The sequence below is a fragment of the Methylotenera sp. genome, assembly GCF_029945705.1.
Classification (GTDB): domain Bacteria; phylum Pseudomonadota; class Gammaproteobacteria; order Burkholderiales; family Methylophilaceae; genus Methylotenera.
Genome location: NZ_JAQSDC010000017.1, coordinates 15,579 through 35,259, shown reverse-complemented (window position 1 = coordinate 35,259; position 19,681 = coordinate 15,579). Strand labels below are relative to the sequence as shown.

Genomic DNA, 19,681 nt, shown 5'->3' with positions numbered 1-19,681 from the left:
AATTGCATCACTATCTAACATGGTGCGATTAAATCGTATTTTTAGAGGTGCCCTTAAGTAACTCTTGCGGCGTTGCAGCAAATACATGGATGCTAAATAGCAGCCCAAATACAAGAAATGATTGTTTAACAAATGCATTAAGCATGATGATCTCCTTGATTTTTATGTACGTTTTGAGCATGGTGTTGACTGTCTTCAACTTCATACTGATAGCCAGTTACCATCGCTTGCGCTAGTGGTGTTTTATCTTTGTACTCATGCCAAATTAAAGCCGCGATATGCACCACTACAAAACCCATCAAAAAGTAATAAATAATCTCGTGTGGTTCTTCTACAATTTCTTTCAACCAAGGCATGTCTCCCATCCAAGTGCTGAAAGGTCCCATGCTATGCTCGATAGCTGCAAGGGAAAGTCCCGTAATTGCCATGGTTATTAACAACAAATAGACCAACAGATAAGCCCCGCTAGCTAAAGCATTGTGGCCAAAACGCGGCTTGGCTTGCAGATTAAAATTGCGTACTGCATCCCACCAAACAATTGGATGCCACATATCAGAAAAGCGAGCGTGACGCGGACCCACAACACCCCAAGCTAGTCGAGCAACAATCCCAACTACAAGCGCATAGCCAATGTAAATATGAAGTTGCCACAAGGTTTTCTCGCCAACGCCTTTTTCAAAAAGGTCAGAAAGCCAGATAGTGGTCATAAGGAATAGAATGGCTAAGCCATTCCAGAGGTGAATCAGTCGCAGAACTGGGTCATAGACCTTTTTTCTTTGGTAGGTGATGGTTTCCATGATTTGCTCCTTTTATTGAGGTATGGAGCAAATCATAAATTTATATTCTTAACGCAACCTTAAGCATGTAATTAAATATTCGGTTTAGATTTGTGATGTTGTTAGGCCAATGAATGGCATAGCAGTTTGCTATTTAGACTGTCATAACCCAAGTAATTTTGGTAAATCTGCGATTGAGTCTATGAGTAAATCTGGTTTAACGTGAGAAGCTTCAGCATAGCTTTGGCGATACTTACCCGTTTTCACCAACATCCCTGTTAAGCCAATTTGTTGGCTTCCAGCAACATCCACGTCAATATCATCGCCTATCATGGCTACTTCAAAAGCTTTAAGTCCCATATCATCTAAGGCAATTTGAAAGAAATCGGCCGAAGGCTTACCTATAATCATGGCTTTCACGCCGCTAGCGTATTCCAGCGCATCAACAAACCCTCCAATATCCATCTGTAAACCATGCTCAGTCTGCCAAAATTTATTTTTGTGAATTGCTATGAGTTTTGCGCCTTGCATCAAGTCATTAAACACTTGATTTAAGAGCGAGTAAGACCACGTACCACCAATATCACCAATGACGATGTAATTTGCAGCAGTCTCAGATTGATTAAGCACCTCGAAATCCTGTTTTACATCCTCAGCTAACAACAAACGACAAACTGGATTTTGTTGACCTTGTAAATAGAGTAAAGTAGCTTGCGGTGCGCTGATAATTTCATTTGCAGGGATTGCAAAGCCTAAGGTATTAATTTTTTGCTGAAGTGACCTAAGGAATAAAGTACTAGTGTTGGTGACAAAGCGGCATATATGGCTGGCGCGCAGTTTTTCGATTGCTTCTACGGCGCCTTCTATCACATTTGAACCTGTATAAAGCACACCGTCCAAATCAAACAAAAACCCTTTTAGAGCAGATAAATCACTCATATCAGCACCTCACTAGAGTCAGGTTTCGAGAAAATTCACCTAAACTATCGTTGGAAAGCTAAACCATGCAGAAGTTACACTTTAGGCGTTGGTTTTGCATAATTAAATGCATCAGAGAAAAATTCATCTTCTGGCAAACCAGCTTCTACAAAACTGGCGTGGGCGACCTCCACCATGCCTGGTGCACCACAACAATAGACCTCATAGTCAGCTAAACCTGTTTGAGCGAAATCTTCTAAAACTGCTTGATGCACATAGCCAGTGCGGCCATGCCAATTGTCCTCTGCAGCAGGCTCAGACAATACTGGAATAAATTTAATGTGCGGATGCTCAACCGCCCATGATGCTGGTAACGATGGCATATAAAGATCTTTCAAACTATGCGCACCCCAATATAAAGTTACTGGGCGATTGATATTATTGTGCAGCATGTGCTCGATAATGCCTTTAATCGGCGCAAAACCTGTGCCGCCAGCGACCATGATGATAGGTTTGTCAGAATCTTCCCTTAAGAAAAAGCTACCGAATGGCGCTTCAATACGCAAAATAGCTTTGTCTGGCATTTCGTTAAATACGTATTCGGTAAACTGGCCACCTGGAATCAACCGTAAATGCAACTCTAATATATTGTTGATATGCGGTGCATTAGCTAGTGAAAATGCCCGTCGCTTACCGTCTTTAAGTAAAAATTCGATGTATTGACCAGCCATAAATTTGAGATGCTCAGTGCTGGGAAGTTTTAAAAACAAAGCCATCACATCATGTGAAAGTTGCTCTTTACGCTCCACGCGTGCTGGCAAAATACGCGGTTGAATCACGTCAGCATGAATTTCACGACATTCTATGGTTAAGTCTGATAGCGGGTGTGCGCAGCAAAATAACGCCTTACCCATGGTCTTTTCTGCATCAGTCAGTGCGCTCGATGCGTAATCGCCATAATCCACTTCACCTGAAATAATATCGCCTTTACAGCTACCGCAAGTGCCGTTACGACAACCATATGGAATATTCACACCTGCGCCTATGGCTGATTCCAGAACAGTTTCTGATGCTTTTGCTGTGTATATGTGTTGACTAGATTTTATAGTGATTTGATAACTCATAATTTAGGCTCTCTTTTACTCTTTATTGGGTATCTCTATTCATTTAAGTTTCTAAGTAAGACAAGGCGCGACAAACAAATTATGACGCTGTATATAGTTAATATATAAGGAATAATTTTTTGTGAGCAACGCAGCATTACGACGAAAGTTTAATGAATAGAGGTGCCCATTATTCTTCTCGGTGAAATTCACCTTCTATGACATCATCATTAGCAGCTTGTTGCTTAAATGTAGACGATTTTATCGCGTTTTTATCCACAGGTATCAACAATAGCACTACGGCCACTATATCTGTAAGTACACCTGGAATGATCAGTAATATGCCAGCAATAATATTACGCGCACTGCCAAACATCGCTTTCATTGGGTTACCGCCCTGGCTAAGGCTTTGCATCATTCGACCTGTAAATAATAGCTTTTCATCACGAATAAGTTGTAAGCCAAGCAATACCATAGCGACTAAGTATAATAATACCCACCAACCATATTGCTGAAATAGATTAATTAAAATCCAGATTTCCGCGATAGGAAAGGCAAGTAAAGCCAGTGTAAGTATTAAACGCATTGATATATGATCCTTAGTGGATTACAAGTAATATTGAACGTATGATGCTCATTCACTCTCTATGTAATGGAGTCTGAGCAATTAAAATACAAGATAGTTTAATTTTAATTGCTAAAAAGGTAGCCATGCGTCTTTAAAGCTCCATCATTTTAAAAAACATTAGTGAATATAATAGTGAAACCTTTATTTCTTAAACACTCTGCATTTCTTAAGCATTTGGCTTTCTGCCTGATTGCCATCGTTGGCGTTTTACCCAACACCTATGCGGCTGAAAACAAGTTCAGTTCATTTACAAACTCACTGATTGAAACTAATAGCGAAGAGACTTTTTTATCGCCTGAAGCCGCTTTCCAATTGGACTTAACCGCCAAAGATGCCCAAAGCATTCAAGCCAATTTTACTGTAGTACCTGGCTATTATCTTTACAAAGAGCGCATCAAATTTGTACTGGCACCAGGAACTCCAGCCGAGATTACTGGCATTGAATTTCCTATGGCTGAGATTAAAAATGATAAAAATTTTGGCAAAATGGAAGTCTATCATCATGACTTTAGTACAAAAATTAATTTAGCCAACATTAAAAATAATGCCATTAAGATTAGCGCTACTTACCAAGGCTGCAGTGAAAAAGGCTTATGCTACGCACCGATGACCAAAACATTTACCGTAGATTTAGCTGATGTTAAAAATATTGTAAGCACATCAGAAAAAGCCGCAGTAACTAATCTTGCAAACGATAACGAAACGGATAACACGACAAAAATACTAAAATCTGGCAATTTATGGTTAGTCATTGCAGGTTTTTTTGCCGCAGGTTTACTCCTTTCACTTACACCTTGCGTGTTGCCGATGATTCCAATCTTATCGAGCATTATTGTAGGCAGTCAAAGTCAGCAAATTAAACCGTCAAAATTGCATGCATTCGGCTTATCTGTGGCTTATGTTTTGGGCATGGCATTAAGCTACACCCTAGCAGGAATTGCAGCAGGCTTATCTGGCGACCTACTCAGCCAATCGCTACAAAATGCTTGGGTGCTTGGCGCAAGCGCCTTGATATTCGTGTTATTAGCTTTCTCAATGTTTGGCTTTTATGAGCTAAAACTTCCGCAAAACTTTGAAGACAAAATGCTAAACACCAGCAATAAACTCAAAGGTGGACACTTTTTTGGTGTATTCGTCATGGGTGCACTTTCTGCATTGATTGTTAGCCCGTGTGTAGCGGCGCCACTAGCAGGCGCACTGATTTACATTGGTCAAACCCATAATGTATTTTTAGGTGGTGTTGGCTTGTTCGCACTCGCCATCGGCATGGGTGTGCCGTTATTGCTAATTGGGGCATCTGCAGGCAGCTTATTGCCAAAAACAGGTAACTGGATGAACGCGGTGCGTAACTTCTTTGGCGTATTGATGTTAGGCATGGCAATTTGGCTTATTTCACCAGTGATTCCCGTGAGTATTCAATTAGGGCTATGGGCAATATTGTTAATTGTGACCGCGGTTTATCACAGCGCGCTAGACAGCTTACCAACGCATGCAACCAACTTTGCCAAGCTATGGAAAGGCGTTGCCGTTATTATATTGATATTTGGTGTAGCCTTACTAATTGGTGCGCTTTCTGGTGCAAAATCACCCTTAAAACCACTCAGCAACTTTACTATTAGTAGCGCTAGCCAATCAAAAAATCCTTCACTTTTAAACTTTACCCGCGTTGCTAGCATTGCTGAATTAGAACAAAAGCTAGCTACAACTAATCAACCTGTCATGTTAGATTTTTACGCAGACTGGTGCGTGGCTTGTAAAGAGCTTGAGCAATTGACGTTTAGCGATCCAAAAGTTCAGCAACAACTTAGCAACACGTTGCTATTGCAAGTAGATGTCACTGCAAATACCGATGAAGATAAAGCGCTACTCAAACGCTTTGGCTTGTTTGGCCCGCCTGGTATTGCATTTTTTAATGGTAATGGCAAAGAAATGACCACACTAAAAACCGTTGGCTTTCAAGATGCTGAGCGTTTTAGCACTACCTTAGCTAAACGCGATAGCTGCATTATCGCACCACAAAATCAGCAAGAAACAACTGCACAGTGTTAATAAAAACGGAATTAATAAAAGTAGCGTTTTAATCAGGCCAATCATCAAATTATGCTAAAAAAAATACTCTCTAATATTGGCTATTTAGCTGCCATGCTACTGCTTGGCTTTGCGATTTACTACTATTTTTTAAGTCCCAATACTGCATTTAAAAACGCTGCGACTGACTACAGCAAGTTTTCTACACAACCGCTATTTGCAAGTAAGCTATCTAATCCAAATGGCATAAAACAAGATTTAAGCCAGTATAAAGGGAAAATCATCGTACTTAACTTTTGGGCAACTTGGTGTCCGCCTTGCCGCGAAGAAATGCCAGAACTCTCTGAATTATATACAGAATATAAAAATAAGAATGTAGTGGTGCTTGGTGTGGCTGTAGATGAATTAGCACTTGTGAAAGAATTTTCAGTAGCAACGCCTGTAAGCTATCCTTTATTCGCTGCGGAGAATGAAGGCATGGTGCTTGGCAATGATTTAGGTAATGATAAAGGCGTATTACCCTATACCGTTATTATTAATCAGCGTGGCGAAGTCGCTGATACCTACTTTGGACGCATCAATAAAACCCTTTTAGAATCTGCAATACGTCCTTTATTAGCACCATAACACCCCATATTTTACAGCTAAGCTTAAGCTAGTAATATCAACCACTTAAATTGTGAATGCAAGCTAATTTCGTTTAAACTCACTAAAGTTGCTGGACAAAACCTGCTAACTTCGGCAAACTTGCAACAATGAGTTACACTAATTTACAATATAAACCGTTCAAAAAATTGGTTGAACATGTCGGCTAAATCTATATTAGTATTGCACGGTCCAAACCTTAATTTATTGGGTTTGCGTGAACCTGAGCATTATGGCAGCGACACACTAAGCTCGATTAATCAAACGTTAACGGACATTGCAACACAAGCTGGTTTAGCTTTAGAGACTTTTCAAAGCAATACTGAAGGTGATCTTGTTACTAAAATTCAATCCATTGCGACGACCAAAGTAGACTTTGTGATTATTAACCCTGCCGCATTTACACATACATCAGTGGCAATGCGCGACGCGCTTTCTGCTGTGAAAGTGCCTTTTATTGAAGTGCATTTATCTAATGTATATGCACGTGAAGCATTTCGCCATCACTCCTATTTTACGGATATTGCAGTTGGTGTCATTAGCGGCTTAGGTGCACATGGCTATACACTCGCGCTTGATTATGCAATTCGCCGCATCAATCATTCTTAAATTTATTCTTGTTATTAACTAAAATTTTCCTAGATTTTTAGAGGTTACTATGGACTTACGCAAACTTAAAAAACTAATTGATCTTGTTGAAGAGTCAGGCATCGCTGAACTTGAACTAACAGAAGAAGGTGAAACGGTACGTATTAGCCGCAACTTTACATCTAGCGCACCAGCACAACAACAACACTACGCCAACTATGCGCCTGCGCAGTACGCTGCAGCACCGCAAGGACAAGCGCCACAAGCCGTAGCTGCTGAAGTGCCAATAGTTGAAGAAGGTCATGCGGTTAAATCACCGATGGTAGGCTCGTTCTACCGCTCATCTTCACCAGATGCAAAACCATTTGTAGAAGTAGGTGATACAGTGGCTGTAGGTGACACGCTTTGTATTATTGAAGCGATGAAACTACTGAATGAAATTGAATCAGATAAAGCTGGCGTTGTTAAGAAAATCTTAGTCGAAAACGGCTTGGCTGTTGAGTACGGCGAGCCACTATTTATTATTGGCTAATAAAAATTTAAAAGGTATTTAACAACATGGCTATGTTTGACAAAATCTTAATCGCTAACCGAGGCGAAATCGCCCTTCGTGTTCAGCGTGCATGTCGCGAACTTGGTATCAGAACAGTTGCCGTTCACTCTGAGGCAGACCGAGAAGCTAAATATGTAAAATTAGCAGATGAATCTGTATGTATTGGCCCTGCACCGTCTGGTCAAAGTTACTTAAACATTCCAGCAGTGATTAGTGCGGCTGAAGTGACTGACGCGCAAGCAATTCATCCAGGTTACGGTTTTTTATCAGAAAATGCTGACTTTGCGGAACGTGTAGAGCAAAGTGGTTTCGTGTTTATCGGCCCTCGCGCTGAAACTATTCGTTTAATGGGCGATAAAGTATCGGCTAAAGATGCCATGAAAAAAGCGGGCGTACCTTGTGTGCCAGGCTCTGACGGCGCATTGCCAGATGATCCAGCTGAAATTATTAAAATCGCTAAAAAAGTTGGTTACCCAGTCATTATTAAAGCCTCTGGCGGTGGCGGTGGACGCGGTATGCGTGTGGTGCATACGGAAGCTGCACTGATAGCCTCGGTGAATATGACAAAAGCCGAAGCACAAGCAGCCTTTGGTAACCCTGTGGTATACATGGAGAAATACCTAGAAAAGCCACGCCATATTGAAATTCAAGTACTCGCTGACCAACATGGCAATGCGGTGTTCTTAGGTGAGCGTGATTGTTCGATGCAACGCCGCCACCAAAAAATTCTTGAAGAAGCGCCTGCGCCATTACTTAACCCGCGTTTACGCGACAAAATTGGCGAGCGTTGTGCCGAAGCCTGCCGCAAAATTAAATATCGTGGTGCGGGTACTTTTGAATTCTTGTATGAAAATAATGAGTTCTACTTCATTGAGATGAATACCCGCTTACAGGTTGAGCATACCGTGACCGAAATGATTACTGGCATTGACTTAGTTCAACAACAGATTTTTGTAGCGGCTGGTGAAAAGCTAAAATTTCGCCAAAAAGATGTAGTACTTAAGGGACACGCGATTGAGTGCCGTCTGAATGCGGAAGATCCATACACTTTTGTGCCCTCTCCAGGCAAGATTACTACGTTCCATATGCCAGGTGGTCCTGGTGTACGTATTGATACACACGCTTACGCGGGCTACACTGTGCCACCAAATTATGACTCTATGATAGGTAAGTTGATTACTTATGGTGACACGCGTGACCAAGCGATTGCGCGTATGCGTATTGCCCTATCAGAAATGATGATAGGCGGCATTAGTACCAACGTAGCATTGCACGCAGACCTCATGGCGGACGCAGCTTTTCATCTAGGTGGTACAAGCATTCATTACCTTGAGCAAAAGCTTGGCATTTATAACAAATAATCATCAGTAAGTGGGTTTTGCATGGCGTGGGTATCTTTAAAAATTGAAGCACAAGACAATACGGCTGATTTAATTAGCGATACGCTAATGGCGCAAGGTGCGCTTTCTGCCATTATTGAAGATGCCAACGCCGACACATTAGATGAGCAGCCTATATTCGGCGAGCCAGGAGACCCACCACCAGGTATTTGGCAACAAAATCTTGTCAGCGCGTTGTTTGATGAAGGTGTTGATGTTACAAAAGTGATTGCTGATTTGGAACGAGAAACCAAATTAAGCAATCTACAATATTCTACCGAAATCATTCAAGAGCAAGATTGGGTGCGCGCGACGCAATCTCAGTTTGAGCCGATTAGAATTACAGATAATTTATGGATTGTGCCGACATGGCATAGCGCGCCTAACTCAGAGGCGATTAACATCGTGTTAGATCCAGGCTTAGCTTTTGGCACGGGCAGCCACCCTACTACCCATCTGTGCTTGCAGTGGTTAACTGAAACAGTATCTCAACAAGATTCCGTTTTGGATTATGGCTGTGGCTCAGGTATTTTAGCGATTGCTGCCAAAAAACTTGGTGCATCTGAAGTTATCGGCACAGATATTGACCCTCAAGCAATTCAATCTAGCGTATACAACGCTGAGCAGAATAATGTCGCCGCTAACTTTTATCATGCAAGTAAATATCAATCACGTGAATTTGATATAGTGGTTGCAAATATACTCTCAAGCGCTTTAAGTGTACTAGCGCCTGCGCTGGCAAAATCCTGCAAAACTGGTGGCAAGATTGCACTTTCGGGTATTTTAAAAGAGCAAGCCTCTGACGTGAGTGCTATTTACGCGGAGTGGTTTAACATGCAAGCCCCACAAACGATGGATTCTTGGGTGTTGCTCACAGGCACCAAAAAATAGAGTGAAAAATGACCAACGTCACTAACTGCCCCAACTGCCAAACGCAATTTGTTGTTACTGATGAGCAACTGAACCAACATAATGGCAAAGTGCGTTGTGGGCATTGCCTACATGTTTTTGATGCGACAAAAGAGCTGGTTGATGTTAACGAGACTGAAGTTAATGCGTCAGATGACACCGATTTAGCTAACGACTTTGCTAGCGTCAATGATGAGAACGAAGCTCAAGTTAGTCACATTGAGGATCACGAAAATCCGCAAGTAAGCGACGAGGCTAGTGAGATTGTCAACAAAGCCTTACTTAAGCACAGTCAAGCCAATTACTTTGAAACCATTGACCAAAAAGCTGAACGTAAAGGTCGTTTATACAAGTGGCTAATAAGCATATTTGCTATTCTTCTGTTAATCGCCGCAGTTGCTCAAAGCATCTATTTTTGGCGCAGCGATATTACTATTTACTATCCAAAACTAAAACCCTTGCTTACTCAAGTTTGTGAAAAATTTTCTTGCAGTATCAGCCTGCCGAAGAAAATTGAATTTATCATCATTGATGACTCCGATATGCAAGAAGATGCTGAGCACGAAGGTTTAATCCACTTTTCTAGCACCTTAATTAATCAAGCTGGATTTATCCAAACTTACCCGAATATAGAACTGACATTGACCGATATTGAGGATAAACCTAAATTAAGGCGCATATTCACACCAGCAGAATATCTACTAGAGCATACAGATGTTGTAAGCGGCTTGCCAGCGGGTGCTGAAATCAAAGTAAAACTAGCGCTGACCGCCCAGGATGAACCTGTAGCTGGCTATCGAATTTCAGTGAGTTATTAATATTAATCGTAACAACGCTGAACTAATGAAAATCATTAGTCTAATTTAGTGGCTTTACATAGCTAGTAAATGCAACTGCTCTGTATTATGTAAGTCATAGATTTTGTATGACTTAATTAATTAATTTACAGGAGAATTATTATGTGGACAACACCAGCAGCTACTGAAATGCGTTTCGGTTTCGAAGTTACAATGTACGTAATGAACAAATAATTGTTCTTTACTACTGAAAAAGGCGCCTTGTGCGCCTTTTTATTTTTCAGCAGCCTAACTTTTAGACGCATGCGCCTGGATAATGCGATTTATAATTTACTTAATCAACAACATGTAATTTGAATCAATCGCTTTAATCGCCTCTGCTATTTTTTCTACTGCTTCCAATCTCATAAAACTCTTACGCCACGCAATGGCTATACGCCTTGTAGGTGCTGGGCTGACAAACGGAATCACTTTAATTAACGGATTATTGTAGCGCTCCGCTGTAGCAGAACAAGGCAATACTGTAATACCTAGGTTTGATGCCACCATATTACGTATAGTTTCTAATGAATTGCCCTGCAGCACTTCGCCCTTACGTGAGAGTTCTGGGCACGCCTGTGTGACTTGATTGCTAAAACAATGGCCACTATTCAGTAATAGTACTTTTTCTTCAGACAACTCCTCGGGCTTAATATTTTTACGTTTTGCCCAATGATGGTCGCTGGGTACAACCACATCAAACTCTTCGTCATACAAAGCGCGGTATTGCAAGCCAGGTATATTAAATGGCAACGCAATAATGGCCGCATCAATGACGCCATTACGCAGTTGCACTTCTAAATTTGCGGTTAAGTTCTCTTCCACTTCCAACGGCATCTCTGGCGCGCTATTACGTAATATGGGAATAATCTCTGGTAATAAATAAGGACCTACTGAATGTATCATGCCTAGTTTTAGCGTGCCTTTCAGCTGATTTTTACCTAGGTCTGCTAGCTGCCTGATATAGGCGGCCTCTTCCAATACTTTTGAAGCCTGCTCCACTATTTTTTCGCCAATTTCAGTCATAGTGATTTCGCTTCTACTCCGCTCAAAAATAATCACATTGAGCTCTTCTTCAAGCTTTTTAATCGCTAGACTTAGTGCAGGCTGTGAAACAAAACACCTCTCCGCAGCACGCCTAAAGTTGCGCTCTTGTGCCACAGCTACAATAAACTTTAATTCTGTTAGACTCATTTTATGCTCAATGCCATCAATTTTTTCTATCATACATTGATAAATTATATTTATCAACCTCATCAAAACATACAATTATGCAAATATAGCTTAAGCTCATAAAATACTCCATATGCAAGGCAACTAGGAGAATACAATGATTAAACAACTATTAGAAAACATTAGTCCACTGGCCATAGCGCTACTGGCTGACTATGCAGCAAATTATTAACAAATATCTAAGGAGAAAAAAATGACAACGGAAGCAAAATGCCCTTTTTCGGGTGGTACACAAAAAATGACTGTTGCTAAAAACGCTAGTAACAAAGGCTGGTGGCCAGAGCAACTAAACTTAGGTGTTTTACATCAACATTCAGCAAAATCTAATCCGTTAGGCGCAAATTTTGATTACGCACAAGCGTTCAAAACGCTTGATTTAGATGCAGTAGTGCAAGATTTACACACATTAATGACAGACTCACAAGATTGGTGGCCAGCAGATTACGGCCATTATGGCCCCTTCTTTATTCGTATGGCTTGGCACAGCGCAGGTACTTATCGTATTCATGACGGCCGCGGTGGCGCAGGCTCGGGCTCGCAACGTTTTGCACCGCTCAATAGCTGGCCAGATAATGGCAATTTAGATAAAGCACGCCGCTTACTTTGGCCAATTAAACAAAAATATGGCAACAAATTATCTTGGGCGGACTTAATGATATTGGCAGGCACCGTAGCGCTAGATTCCATGGGTTTAAAAACCTTTGGTTTTGCTGGTGGCCGCCCAGATATTTGGGAACCAGAAGAAGATATTTATTGGGGTCCAGAAAATGTTTGGATGGGCAACGAGCGCTACAAAGGCGATAGAGAACTAGATAATCCATTGGGCGCAGTACAAATGGGGCTTATTTATGTGAACCCTGAAGGTCCTGATGGCAATCCTGACCCACTAGCTTCAGCACGTGATATTCGCGATACATTTGCACGTATGGCAATGAATGATGAGGAAACGGTAGCGTTAGCTGCTGGCGGCCATACTTTTGGTAAATCACACGGCGCGGGCGATACTGCGCATGTTGGTCGTGAACCAGAAGGTGCTAACCTTGAAGACCAAGGGTTTGGTTGGATCAATAGTTTTGGCACGGGTAAAGGCGAACATACCATTACTAGCGGTATCGAAGGCGCTTGGACGACGAACCCAATTCAATGGGATAACAACTACTTTGAAAACTTGTTTGGTTACGAGTGGGAGTTGACAAAAAGCCCAGCTGGCGCGCACCAATGGACGCCAAAAGATGCCGCTGCTAAAAACACAGTACCCGACGCACATAACCCAAGCAAACGCCATGCACCAATGATGACAACTGCTGATATGGCGATGCGCATGGACCCTGTTTACGAGAAAATCTCACGCGATTATATGGCTAATCCCGCTAAATTTGCAGATGCTTTTGCGAGGGCTTGGTACAAGCTAACGCATCGTGATATGGGCCCAGCATCGCGCTACCTAGGTAAGTTAGTGCCAAGTGAAGAATTAATTTGGCAAGACCCAATACCAAAAGTGAATCATGTTTTGGTGGATGAAAAAGATATTACAGATTTAAAAGCAAATGTATTAGCTTCTGGCTTATCCATTTCAGAACTTGTCAGCACAGCATGGGCTTCTGCCTCTACTTTCCGTGGTTCAGATAAACGCGGCGGGGCAAACGGGGCACGTATTGCACTAGCACCGCAAAAAGATTGGGAAGTAAACCAACCTGCTGCATTAGCCAAAGTGTTACAAAAGTTAAGCGCAGTGCAACAAGCTTTTAATGCGACGCAACAAGGTGGCAAGGCTATTTCACTAGCAGATTTAATTGTGCTTGGCGGCGCTGCGGGGATTGAAGCAGCGGCTAACAAAGCTGGCACCGCGATTAACGTACCATTTATGCCAGGGCGCAGCGATGCAACTCAAGCGCAAACCGATGTGGAGTCATTTGCAGTATTAGAGCCCGTTGCAGATGGCTTTCGTAACTACCAAAAATATGGACATGGCGCGGCCGAAATGTTGTTAGATAAAGCGCAATTATTAAGACTTTCTGCACCTGAAATGACCGTACTCATTGGCGGCTTACGTGTGTTGGGTGCAAATTACGCGCAGAGCAACCATGGTGTATTTACCAATACACCAGAAACGCTAAGCAATGACTTTTTTGTGAACTTGCTAGATATGCAAACCAAATGGCAAAAATCAGCAGTATCGCCTAGCGTGTTAGAAGGCCGTGACAGAACCACTCACCAAGTGAAATGGACAGGCACAGTAGTCGATTTGGTGTTTGGCTCAAATTCACAATTGCGCGCTATTGCAGAGGTTTATGCGAGTAGCGATGCACAGCACACATTTGTGGTAGATTTCGTGAGTGCTTGGAATAAAGTAATGAATAACGACCGCTTTGATTTAGTTTAATTAAATCATCATAAAACCACAGATGATATAGATTATCTCATTCACCCTTTAAGCCCGCGCCATGCGGGCTTTTTTTTATTGCCAATCTATGTAAGTATTGCACTTTGGTTTGCGACTAATAATAGCTAGTAACAATTTAGGAAAAAGTATGAAAATGTGGCAATGCGTAGTATGTGGTTTGGTATATGAAGAAGAAAAAGGCTGGCCTGAAGATGGGATTGCACCTGGCACTCGCTGGGAAGATGTACCTGCTGACTGGGCATGTCCTGAGTGCGGCGTTTCTAAAGCAGAATTTGAAATGGTTGAATTTTAAATAGCGAACAACTGACAATGTCAGCTAAGTGCTGAGCTTGGCTTACTAGGGTAACAAATTAACCTGCACATTGACTAACATCGTAGTTGCCATCAAGCCTAGTCCAGTAAAACTGCCAGAAATTGGTGGTACTGACTCTGGATTGCGCGCAACGGCTACAGCAATATGGTGATTACCTGTGAGTTCTCCTGAAGTCGGGTCAAATCCTTTCCAACCAGTGCCGGGCAAATAGACTTCAGCCCATGCGTGGGTTGTCGCATTTCCAGCTTCGGTAGCTGGCGCATGTAAATAACCACTGACAAAGCGGCTCGCTAAGCCTAAGCAACGACAAGCTTCAATGAACAGCGTTGCATAATCTCGACAAGATCCACTACGCTGCGACAGCGTTTGCGAAGGCGACTGCACACCCGCTTCTTCGCGCATTTGATAACGAAAATTTTGGCTAATATTCTGATTTAAATGCATTAACAAACTAAAAGTTTGCATGCCAAATAAGTTTTGTTGTTGCAACCATGCATTAACAACATTTTGGTCGTTATAAAAGCTGGCCTGCTGGAAAATAGCCAAATCTGCTTGTTCGTCTAATGCGTAAGTAAATGGATATTGAGCCGCATAGCTTTCTAACATAAAGTCGAAAGGCGCTTGCTCGTAATGCTGAATTACGACCTCACTAGCGATAGTGAGCCTATTCGAACGCTCTAAAAAATTGACAATCGCCAGCGAGTTATCAAACACATCACGCTGCCATTTAATATTGTAAGCAGGCGTGATTTCTAACTTTGAGGACTCAATGCGTACGTCATGCCCTTCTCTTGGGCGCAGTAAAAGCTTATGCTGATTCAACGTTACCTGCGCTGGAAACGTATAATCAGTCAGGTGTTTAATACGTAATCTTTGCATAGCTTTGGAATTAAATAACGCTTAGTTTGGTGCCGCATCTAACATTTCAACACTCACCGACATGGCTTGCGGATATAACGCTGGGCCAAATTGGTTGAATATCGCCACATCGGCAGCGTCGCGCCCATAAGCAACGGTGACACGACCGCCTATAGGATAGGGCTGTGTTGGGTCAAAGGTATACCAGCGCCCGCCTACGTAAGCTTCAAACCAAGCATGAAAATCCATAGGCTTTAGTCCATGTAGGTAGCCAACAACCATGCGCGCAGGAATGCACAAACCTCGACACAGCGCGATGCCCAAATGCGCCAACTCGCGACACACACCCTCGCGCTGCTGATTAACCTCTACCGCAGATAGCTGAAAGTGAATGGAGTCTGAATTAAACTTAATATTGTCACGTATCCAAGCCACGATGGTCGCGACTTGATCATAGCCAGGCATCACGCCAGCTACGAGCTCTTGACCTAGGTCGATAAAGCGATCTGACTCACAATAGCGCGTTGGTAACAGGTAGGTAAGCACGTCATCTGGCAAATTTTGTACTTCATCAAAAGGTGCGCCTGCACAAACATCGATGTTGTCTGCGGTCATAATGTCGGCGGATGTTCGGATAGAAAATTCGCCCGGCGGTGCAATTAGCCGCTGGCAAAGATTGCCGTAATTATCAGTGTACTCAACAACGGGCACGCTAGGGTTTAGCGTATATGACTCTCGCGCGACCCATTGATTTAAGCCGCTACGGGGCCTAAGCATCAGAATAAACGGGGTTGCAATAGCCACGTCAAAAGTAATATCACATCGAGTACGAAGCCACACAGTTGTTTTCCTTTTATGATTTACAGTATTTGGACAAAAGCATCTTGACGAAAGCTACCTATTTGCAGCAACACTGTCCTGAAGATACAGCAATAACTATACCAATAGCTATTCATTCACTATTCGTTGTTTTGCTTAAACTAGCTTAAGCCTGAAGTAGGCTGTGGGGCTTACTTTCAAGAAAATTCCTATTAACTTTACGCACTAACTAAACGCTTTGCTAAGTTAGCTATGCACCAAAAAAGCGCATCAATTAAAGTAGACTAAAAAATTGGTGCTACTAGTAATATCAATTCAAGATAAAACAAGCCTGCAAGGCGCATTAAATATAGATATTGATTAATTTTGTATGAGTTGGCACGCGCCTTGCAAGTATACTATTACTATGGCTTCTATTGATTATAAAAATAAACTGCTCACTGCATTTGATGAATCTATAGATTCAAAAAAAGGCGTGAGACAAGTTTACGCGCCTTATGCTGACTGGTTAGCTGGCAAAGACTTTTCTCAACTTGCACAAAAATCTCGCGATGCAGAATTACTGTTTCGACGAGTCGGTATCACTTTCGCAGTCTATGGCGAAGAGGAAGGCGCTGAACGCCTGATTCCATTTGATGTGATTCCTAGAATTTTGGCCGCAAGTGAATGGGGAAAGCTCTCAGATGGCGCTTGCCAACGTGTGCGTGCACTCAATATGTTTTTGAATGACATCTATCACGGACAGGACATTATCAAAGCTGGCATCATGCCAGAAAGTATACTGACTAACGAAATGTATCGACCAGAGATGCAAGGTGTAGACGTGCCGGGCGGTGTTTATGCCCATATTGCAGGTATTGATATTGTACGTACCGAAGCGGATACTTTTTATGTGTTAGAAGATAACTTACGAACGCCTTCTGGTGTTTCGTACATGCTGGAAGACCGCCGCATGATGATGCGGTTATTCCCTGAGCTTTTCAGGCAATATCCTATTGCACCAGTCGATCATTATCCGCAAGTATTGTTAGAAAATCTGCGCGCCGCCGCGCCCAGTGGCACAACAGGTGACCCTACCGTTGTACTGATGACACCAGGTGCATACAACAGCGCATATTTTGAACATGCTTTTCTTGCACAGCAGATGGGTATTGAGCTGGTTGAAGGTCGAGACATGTTTGTAAAAGACAATGCCGTATTTATGCGCACCACTGAAGGGCCTAAAAAGATTGATGTCATTTATCGACGTATTGACGATGACTTTATTGACCCCTTGGCATTCAGACAAGACTCTATGTTAGGTGTACCTGGCTTAGTTTCAGTCTATCGTAATGGTGGTGTAACACTGGCTAACGCCATTGGCACAGGTGTTGCGGATGACAAAGCTACTTATACCTTCGTGCCTGATATGATTAAATTTTATTTAGGTGAGGAGCCAATTTTGTCCAATGTTCCCACCTATAAACTCAGCAAAGCAGATGACAGAAAATATGTGTTGGATAATCTTGCTGAATTAGTGGTTAAAGAAGTGCAAGGATCAGGTGGTTACGGCATGCTCGTAGGCCCAACTTCAAGCAAAGCACAGATTGAAGAGTTTAGATTACGCATCATAGCCGACCCAGATAACTACATTGCCCAACCAACACTTGCGCTTTCTACCTGTCCAACATTGGTCGAACAAGGCGTAGCGCCTAGGCATGTTGACCTTCGTCCTTATGTATTATCAGGTAAAACGACTTCAGTCGTACCAGGGGCATTGTGTCGCGTAGCCATGAATGAAGGATCTTTAGTCGTGAACTCCTCTCAAGGTGGCGGCACTAAAGATACATGGGTGCTGCAATGCTAAGTCGCACCGCTGATCACTTATACTGGATGGCACGTTATATTGAGCGTGCTGAAAACATGGCGCGCATGCTGGATGTGACTTATCGCATGTCACTCGTTCAAAACGCTGCCCAAAGCGAAGCTGCGCTTTGGGTGCCATTGCTGCATATTTCAGATACCGTCGATGACTTCAACAAAGCCTATGATGAAGTCACTGCCAGCAACGTTATTTACTACATTTCAATGGATGAGCGCAATCCTTCGAGCATTTATAGCTGTTTGCGCGCAGCACGTGAAAATGCACACGCAGTAAGAGTGGCCATGTCGCTGGAGATGTGGGAAAACATCAATAGCCTATGGTTAGAATTTCTACAGCTCGACAAATTAGTCATTCTCGATAGTGGCTTAACAGAGTTTTGCGACTGGGTGAAATCTCGTTCACATCTGTTCCGTGGCGTGACTTACGGCACCATGTTGCGTGATGATGGCTTTTGGTTCACCAGATTAGGCGGGTTTATTGAGCGTGCAGATGACATGGCGCGTTTGTTAGATGTGAAATATCACCTTCTATTACCGTCAGCGTCTGATGTTGGCGGAGCTGTAGATTACTACGAGTGGAGTGCATTATTACGTTCAGCCAGCGCCTATTTAGCCTATCTAAAAGTGTATCGCGATGCTGTCGTGCCCTTGCGGGTGGCAGAACTTCTAGTATTACGCAAAGACATGCCGCGTTCGCTTCATGCTTGTATGGATGAACTAACCACTATTCTTGAACATTTAAGCGGTAATGCTGGACGTGAATGTAAGCGCCTAGCTGGTGAAATTCACTCCACTTTGAAATATGGCCTGATTGAAGATATCTACAAAGAAGGCTTACATGAATTTTTAGAAGCATTCCTCAGACAAAACAATCGCCTAGGGCTTGAAATTCAACGTGCGTACCTAAATAGCCCAGAACTTGAATTACCTATGACTCAAACTCAAGGATAAAAGATCAGCATTAAAAGTCATTAAACTAAATGGGAGATTGGCTATGAAATTTAATATTGAACACCAAACCCGCTTTGCATTCAATAAGCCTGTCGGATACACAATACAGCAGTTGCGACTCACGCCAGAAAGTGGGTTTGGGCAACGCGTTAGTAATTGGCAACTTAAAGTGAGTGGGTTGTCATCTCCGCAGATTGATACCTTTGGCAACACGACGCATACATTGGTGATGGATGTCCCGCATCAAGAAATTATCATCAGTGTTACGGGGGAAGTTGAAACTGATCTAGATAGTACCACGACGACTAATGACGCCAATGAAACACTAACGACAAAATATGAAAATTTAGCGCTACCCATCTACCTCAGAAATACCAAGCTGACAGAGGCTAATGATCAAGTCATTCAGTTTTCAGATCAGTTTTTAACGAAAGGTGAACCCCATACGCTAACGATGCTAACGGCACTCATGCATGGTGTTTCACAAAAGATTGTTTGCGATAAAGACACTACAGAATACCAGCAGTCCGCCATCACCACCTTAGCCCAAGGTAAGGGCTTAAGTCAGGGCATGGCGCATTTATTTATTAGCTGCTGTCGAGCCTTTAAAATACCAGCAAGGCTTGTACATGGTTATTGCTATAACCATGAAAGTAAGCAACTTGATTACCATAGTTGGGCGGACGCATGGCTAATCAAAGACGGTTGGCAAAGTTTTGATGTGGCCAATAACGCGCGATCAAATGGCATACACGTGAGACTAGCAACCGGATTAGATTACCGTGATGCATGCCCTATCTCGCGTGTCATGCCAGATGTTGTACATGAAAAAATGTCGATCAATTCCAAAGTGCATGCCATTGCGCAACAATAAGTA

The 19,681-nt window shown here is 42.6% G+C and carries 20 protein-coding genes; 13 read left to right on the top strand and 7 right to left on the bottom strand.

What is annotated here, in order from left to right; genetic code table 11:
* Positions 1-137 precede the first annotated feature (137 nt).
* The 4 genes from PSU78_RS04635 to PSU78_RS04620 form a co-directional block, all read right to left on the bottom strand.
* On the bottom strand, positions 138-797 hold the full coding sequence (locus PSU78_RS04635; protein WP_300384958.1) for a cytochrome b/b6 domain-containing protein: 660 nt from the start codon (positions 795-797) through the stop codon (positions 138-140).
* 141 nt (positions 798-938) lie between these two features.
* Positions 939-1,715 (bottom strand): TIGR01458 family HAD-type hydrolase, encoded by a 777-nt coding sequence (locus PSU78_RS04630; RefSeq protein WP_300384955.1) that lies wholly within the window; start codon positions 1,713-1,715, stop codon positions 939-941.
* A 74-nt stretch (positions 1,716-1,789) separates the two neighbouring features.
* Complete coding sequence (locus PSU78_RS04625) at positions 1,790-2,818, bottom strand: CDP-6-deoxy-delta-3,4-glucoseen reductase (RefSeq protein ID WP_300384953.1); 1,029 nt, start codon at positions 2,816-2,818, stop codon at positions 1,790-1,792.
* 169 nt (positions 2,819-2,987) lie between these two features.
* Positions 2,988-3,383 (bottom strand): FxsA family protein, encoded by a 396-nt coding sequence (locus PSU78_RS04620; protein WP_300384950.1) that lies wholly within the window; start codon positions 3,381-3,383, stop codon positions 2,988-2,990.
* 174 nt (positions 3,384-3,557) lie between these two features.
* On the opposite strand from PSU78_RS04620, the gene dsbD reads away from it, so the two are divergent.
* From dsbD to pqqA, 8 genes are all read left to right on the top strand, one after another.
* Positions 3,558-5,474: a protein-disulfide reductase DsbD gene (gene dsbD / locus PSU78_RS04615; RefSeq protein WP_300384946.1), complete on the top strand. Its 1,917-nt coding sequence runs from the start codon at positions 3,558-3,560 to the stop codon at positions 5,472-5,474.
* Between the two features lie 51 nt (positions 5,475-5,525).
* Entirely contained in the window at positions 5,526-6,080 is a 555-nt protein-coding gene (locus PSU78_RS04610) for a TlpA disulfide reductase family protein (RefSeq protein WP_300384943.1), read from the top strand.
* A 177-nt stretch (positions 6,081-6,257) separates the two neighbouring features.
* Entirely contained in the window at positions 6,258-6,707 is a 450-nt protein-coding gene (gene aroQ, locus PSU78_RS04605; RefSeq protein ID WP_300384940.1) for a type II 3-dehydroquinate dehydratase, read from the top strand.
* Between the two features lie 49 nt (positions 6,708-6,756).
* Positions 6,757-7,218, top strand: a complete 462-nt coding sequence (gene accB, locus PSU78_RS04600) for an acetyl-CoA carboxylase biotin carboxyl carrier protein (RefSeq protein WP_300384937.1) — start codon at positions 6,757-6,759, stop codon at positions 7,216-7,218.
* 32 nt (positions 7,219-7,250) lie between these two features.
* Positions 7,251-8,600 carry an acetyl-CoA carboxylase biotin carboxylase subunit gene (accC, locus tag PSU78_RS04595; RefSeq protein WP_300384960.1) on the top strand — a complete coding sequence of 450 codons (1,350 nt, stop codon included), beginning with the start codon at positions 7,251-7,253 and terminating at the stop codon, positions 8,598-8,600.
* A 21-nt stretch (positions 8,601-8,621) separates the two neighbouring features.
* Positions 8,622-9,509: a 50S ribosomal protein L11 methyltransferase gene (gene prmA, locus PSU78_RS04590; RefSeq protein ID WP_300384934.1), complete on the top strand. Its 888-nt coding sequence runs from the start codon at positions 8,622-8,624 to the stop codon at positions 9,507-9,509.
* Positions 9,510-9,517: 8 nt separating this feature from the next.
* Positions 9,518-10,345, top strand: coding sequence for a DUF3426 domain-containing protein (locus tag PSU78_RS04585; protein ID WP_300384931.1), 828 nt, complete (start codon positions 9,518-9,520; stop codon positions 10,343-10,345).
* A gap of 141 nt (positions 10,346-10,486) precedes the next feature.
* Positions 10,487-10,558 carry a pyrroloquinoline quinone precursor peptide PqqA gene (gene pqqA / locus PSU78_RS04580; RefSeq protein ID WP_012777389.1) on the top strand — a complete coding sequence of 24 codons (72 nt, stop codon included), beginning with the start codon at positions 10,487-10,489 and terminating at the stop codon, positions 10,556-10,558.
* A gap of 96 nt (positions 10,559-10,654) precedes the next feature.
* Here the strand turns inward: pqqA and PSU78_RS04575 are convergent, their stop codons facing one another.
* A complete protein-coding gene (locus PSU78_RS04575) occupies positions 10,655-11,557 on the bottom strand; it encodes a hydrogen peroxide-inducible genes activator (protein WP_300384928.1) in 903 nt (300 codons plus the stop codon).
* A gap of 232 nt (positions 11,558-11,789) precedes the next feature.
* Between PSU78_RS04575 and katG the strand changes: the two genes are divergently transcribed.
* Both katG and PSU78_RS04565 read left to right on the top strand, forming a co-directional pair.
* A complete protein-coding gene (gene katG, locus PSU78_RS04570; protein WP_300384925.1) occupies positions 11,790-13,979 on the top strand; it encodes a catalase/peroxidase HPI in 2,190 nt (729 codons plus the stop codon).
* Between the two features lie 148 nt (positions 13,980-14,127).
* Positions 14,128-14,292 (top strand): rubredoxin, encoded by a 165-nt coding sequence (locus PSU78_RS04565; RefSeq protein ID WP_300384922.1) that lies wholly within the window; start codon positions 14,128-14,130, stop codon positions 14,290-14,292.
* A gap of 45 nt (positions 14,293-14,337) precedes the next feature.
* On the opposite strand, the gene PSU78_RS04560 is transcribed toward PSU78_RS04565, so the two are convergent.
* Positions 14,338-15,192 carry a transglutaminase family protein gene (locus PSU78_RS04560; RefSeq protein WP_300384919.1) on the bottom strand — a complete coding sequence of 285 codons (855 nt, stop codon included), beginning with the start codon at positions 15,190-15,192 and terminating at the stop codon, positions 14,338-14,340.
* 21 nt (positions 15,193-15,213) lie between these two features.
* Positions 15,214-16,011, bottom strand: coding sequence for a transglutaminase family protein (locus PSU78_RS04555; protein WP_300384916.1), 798 nt, complete (start codon positions 16,009-16,011; stop codon positions 15,214-15,216).
* A 385-nt stretch (positions 16,012-16,396) separates the two neighbouring features.
* On the opposite strand from PSU78_RS04555, the gene PSU78_RS04550 reads away from it, so the two are divergent.
* From PSU78_RS04550 to PSU78_RS04540, 3 genes are read left to right on the top strand one after another with little or no spacing between them, the layout of a single operon-like run.
* Positions 16,397-17,836: a circularly permuted type 2 ATP-grasp protein gene (locus tag PSU78_RS04550; protein ID WP_300384913.1), complete on the top strand. Its 1,440-nt coding sequence runs from the start codon at positions 16,397-16,399 to the stop codon at positions 17,834-17,836.
* Entirely contained in the window at positions 17,830-18,804 is a 975-nt protein-coding gene (locus tag PSU78_RS04545) for an alpha-E domain-containing protein (protein ID WP_300384910.1), read from the top strand. The genes PSU78_RS04550 and PSU78_RS04545 overlap by 7 nt, the downstream gene beginning before the upstream one ends.
* A 43-nt stretch (positions 18,805-18,847) precedes the next feature.
* Positions 18,848-19,678, top strand: a complete 831-nt coding sequence (locus PSU78_RS04540; protein WP_300384907.1) for a transglutaminase family protein — start codon at positions 18,848-18,850, stop codon at positions 19,676-19,678.
* Positions 19,679-19,681 lie beyond the last annotated feature (3 nt).

What these genes read in the sequence shown, in the direction of transcription:
- PSU78_RS04560 (WP_300384919.1), bottom strand. Translation starts at nt 15,192, where the DNA reads ATGCAAAGATTACGTATTAAACACCTGACTGATTATACGTTTCCAGCG.
- PSU78_RS04575 (WP_300384928.1), bottom strand. Translation starts at nt 11,557, where the DNA reads ATGAGTCTAACAGAATTAAAGTTTATTGTAGCTGTGGCACAAGAGCGC.
- aroQ (WP_300384940.1), top strand. Translation starts at nt 6,258, where the DNA reads ATGTCGGCTAAATCTATATTAGTATTGCACGGTCCAAACCTTAATTTA.
- PSU78_RS04625 (WP_300384953.1), bottom strand. Translation starts at nt 2,818, where the DNA reads ATGAGTTATCAAATCACTATAAAATCTAGTCAACACATATACACAGCA.
- accC (WP_300384960.1), top strand. Translation starts at nt 7,251, where the DNA reads ATGTTTGACAAAATCTTAATCGCTAACCGAGGCGAAATCGCCCTTCGT.
- PSU78_RS04585 (WP_300384931.1), top strand. Translation starts at nt 9,518, where the DNA reads ATGACCAACGTCACTAACTGCCCCAACTGCCAAACGCAATTTGTTGTT.
- prmA (WP_300384934.1), top strand. Translation starts at nt 8,622, where the DNA reads ATGGCGTGGGTATCTTTAAAAATTGAAGCACAAGACAATACGGCTGAT.
- PSU78_RS04540 (WP_300384907.1), top strand. Translation starts at nt 18,848, where the DNA reads ATGAAATTTAATATTGAACACCAAACCCGCTTTGCATTCAATAAGCCT.
- PSU78_RS04610 (WP_300384943.1), top strand. Translation starts at nt 5,526, where the DNA reads ATGCTAAAAAAAATACTCTCTAATATTGGCTATTTAGCTGCCATGCTA.
- PSU78_RS04550 (WP_300384913.1), top strand. Translation starts at nt 16,397, where the DNA reads ATGGCTTCTATTGATTATAAAAATAAACTGCTCACTGCATTTGATGAA.
- PSU78_RS04545 (WP_300384910.1), top strand. Translation starts at nt 17,830, where the DNA reads ATGCTAAGTCGCACCGCTGATCACTTATACTGGATGGCACGTTATATT.
- PSU78_RS04620 (WP_300384950.1), bottom strand. Translation starts at nt 3,383, where the DNA reads ATGCGTTTAATACTTACACTGGCTTTACTTGCCTTTCCTATCGCGGAA.
- PSU78_RS04630 (WP_300384955.1), bottom strand. Translation starts at nt 1,715, where the DNA reads ATGAGTGATTTATCTGCTCTAAAAGGGTTTTTGTTTGATTTGGACGGT.
- katG (WP_300384925.1), top strand. Translation starts at nt 11,790, where the DNA reads ATGACAACGGAAGCAAAATGCCCTTTTTCGGGTGGTACACAAAAAATG.
- accB (WP_300384937.1), top strand. Translation starts at nt 6,757, where the DNA reads ATGGACTTACGCAAACTTAAAAAACTAATTGATCTTGTTGAAGAGTCA.
- PSU78_RS04565 (WP_300384922.1), top strand. Translation starts at nt 14,128, where the DNA reads ATGAAAATGTGGCAATGCGTAGTATGTGGTTTGGTATATGAAGAAGAA.
- PSU78_RS04635 (WP_300384958.1), bottom strand. Translation starts at nt 797, where the DNA reads ATGGAAACCATCACCTACCAAAGAAAAAAGGTCTATGACCCAGTTCTG.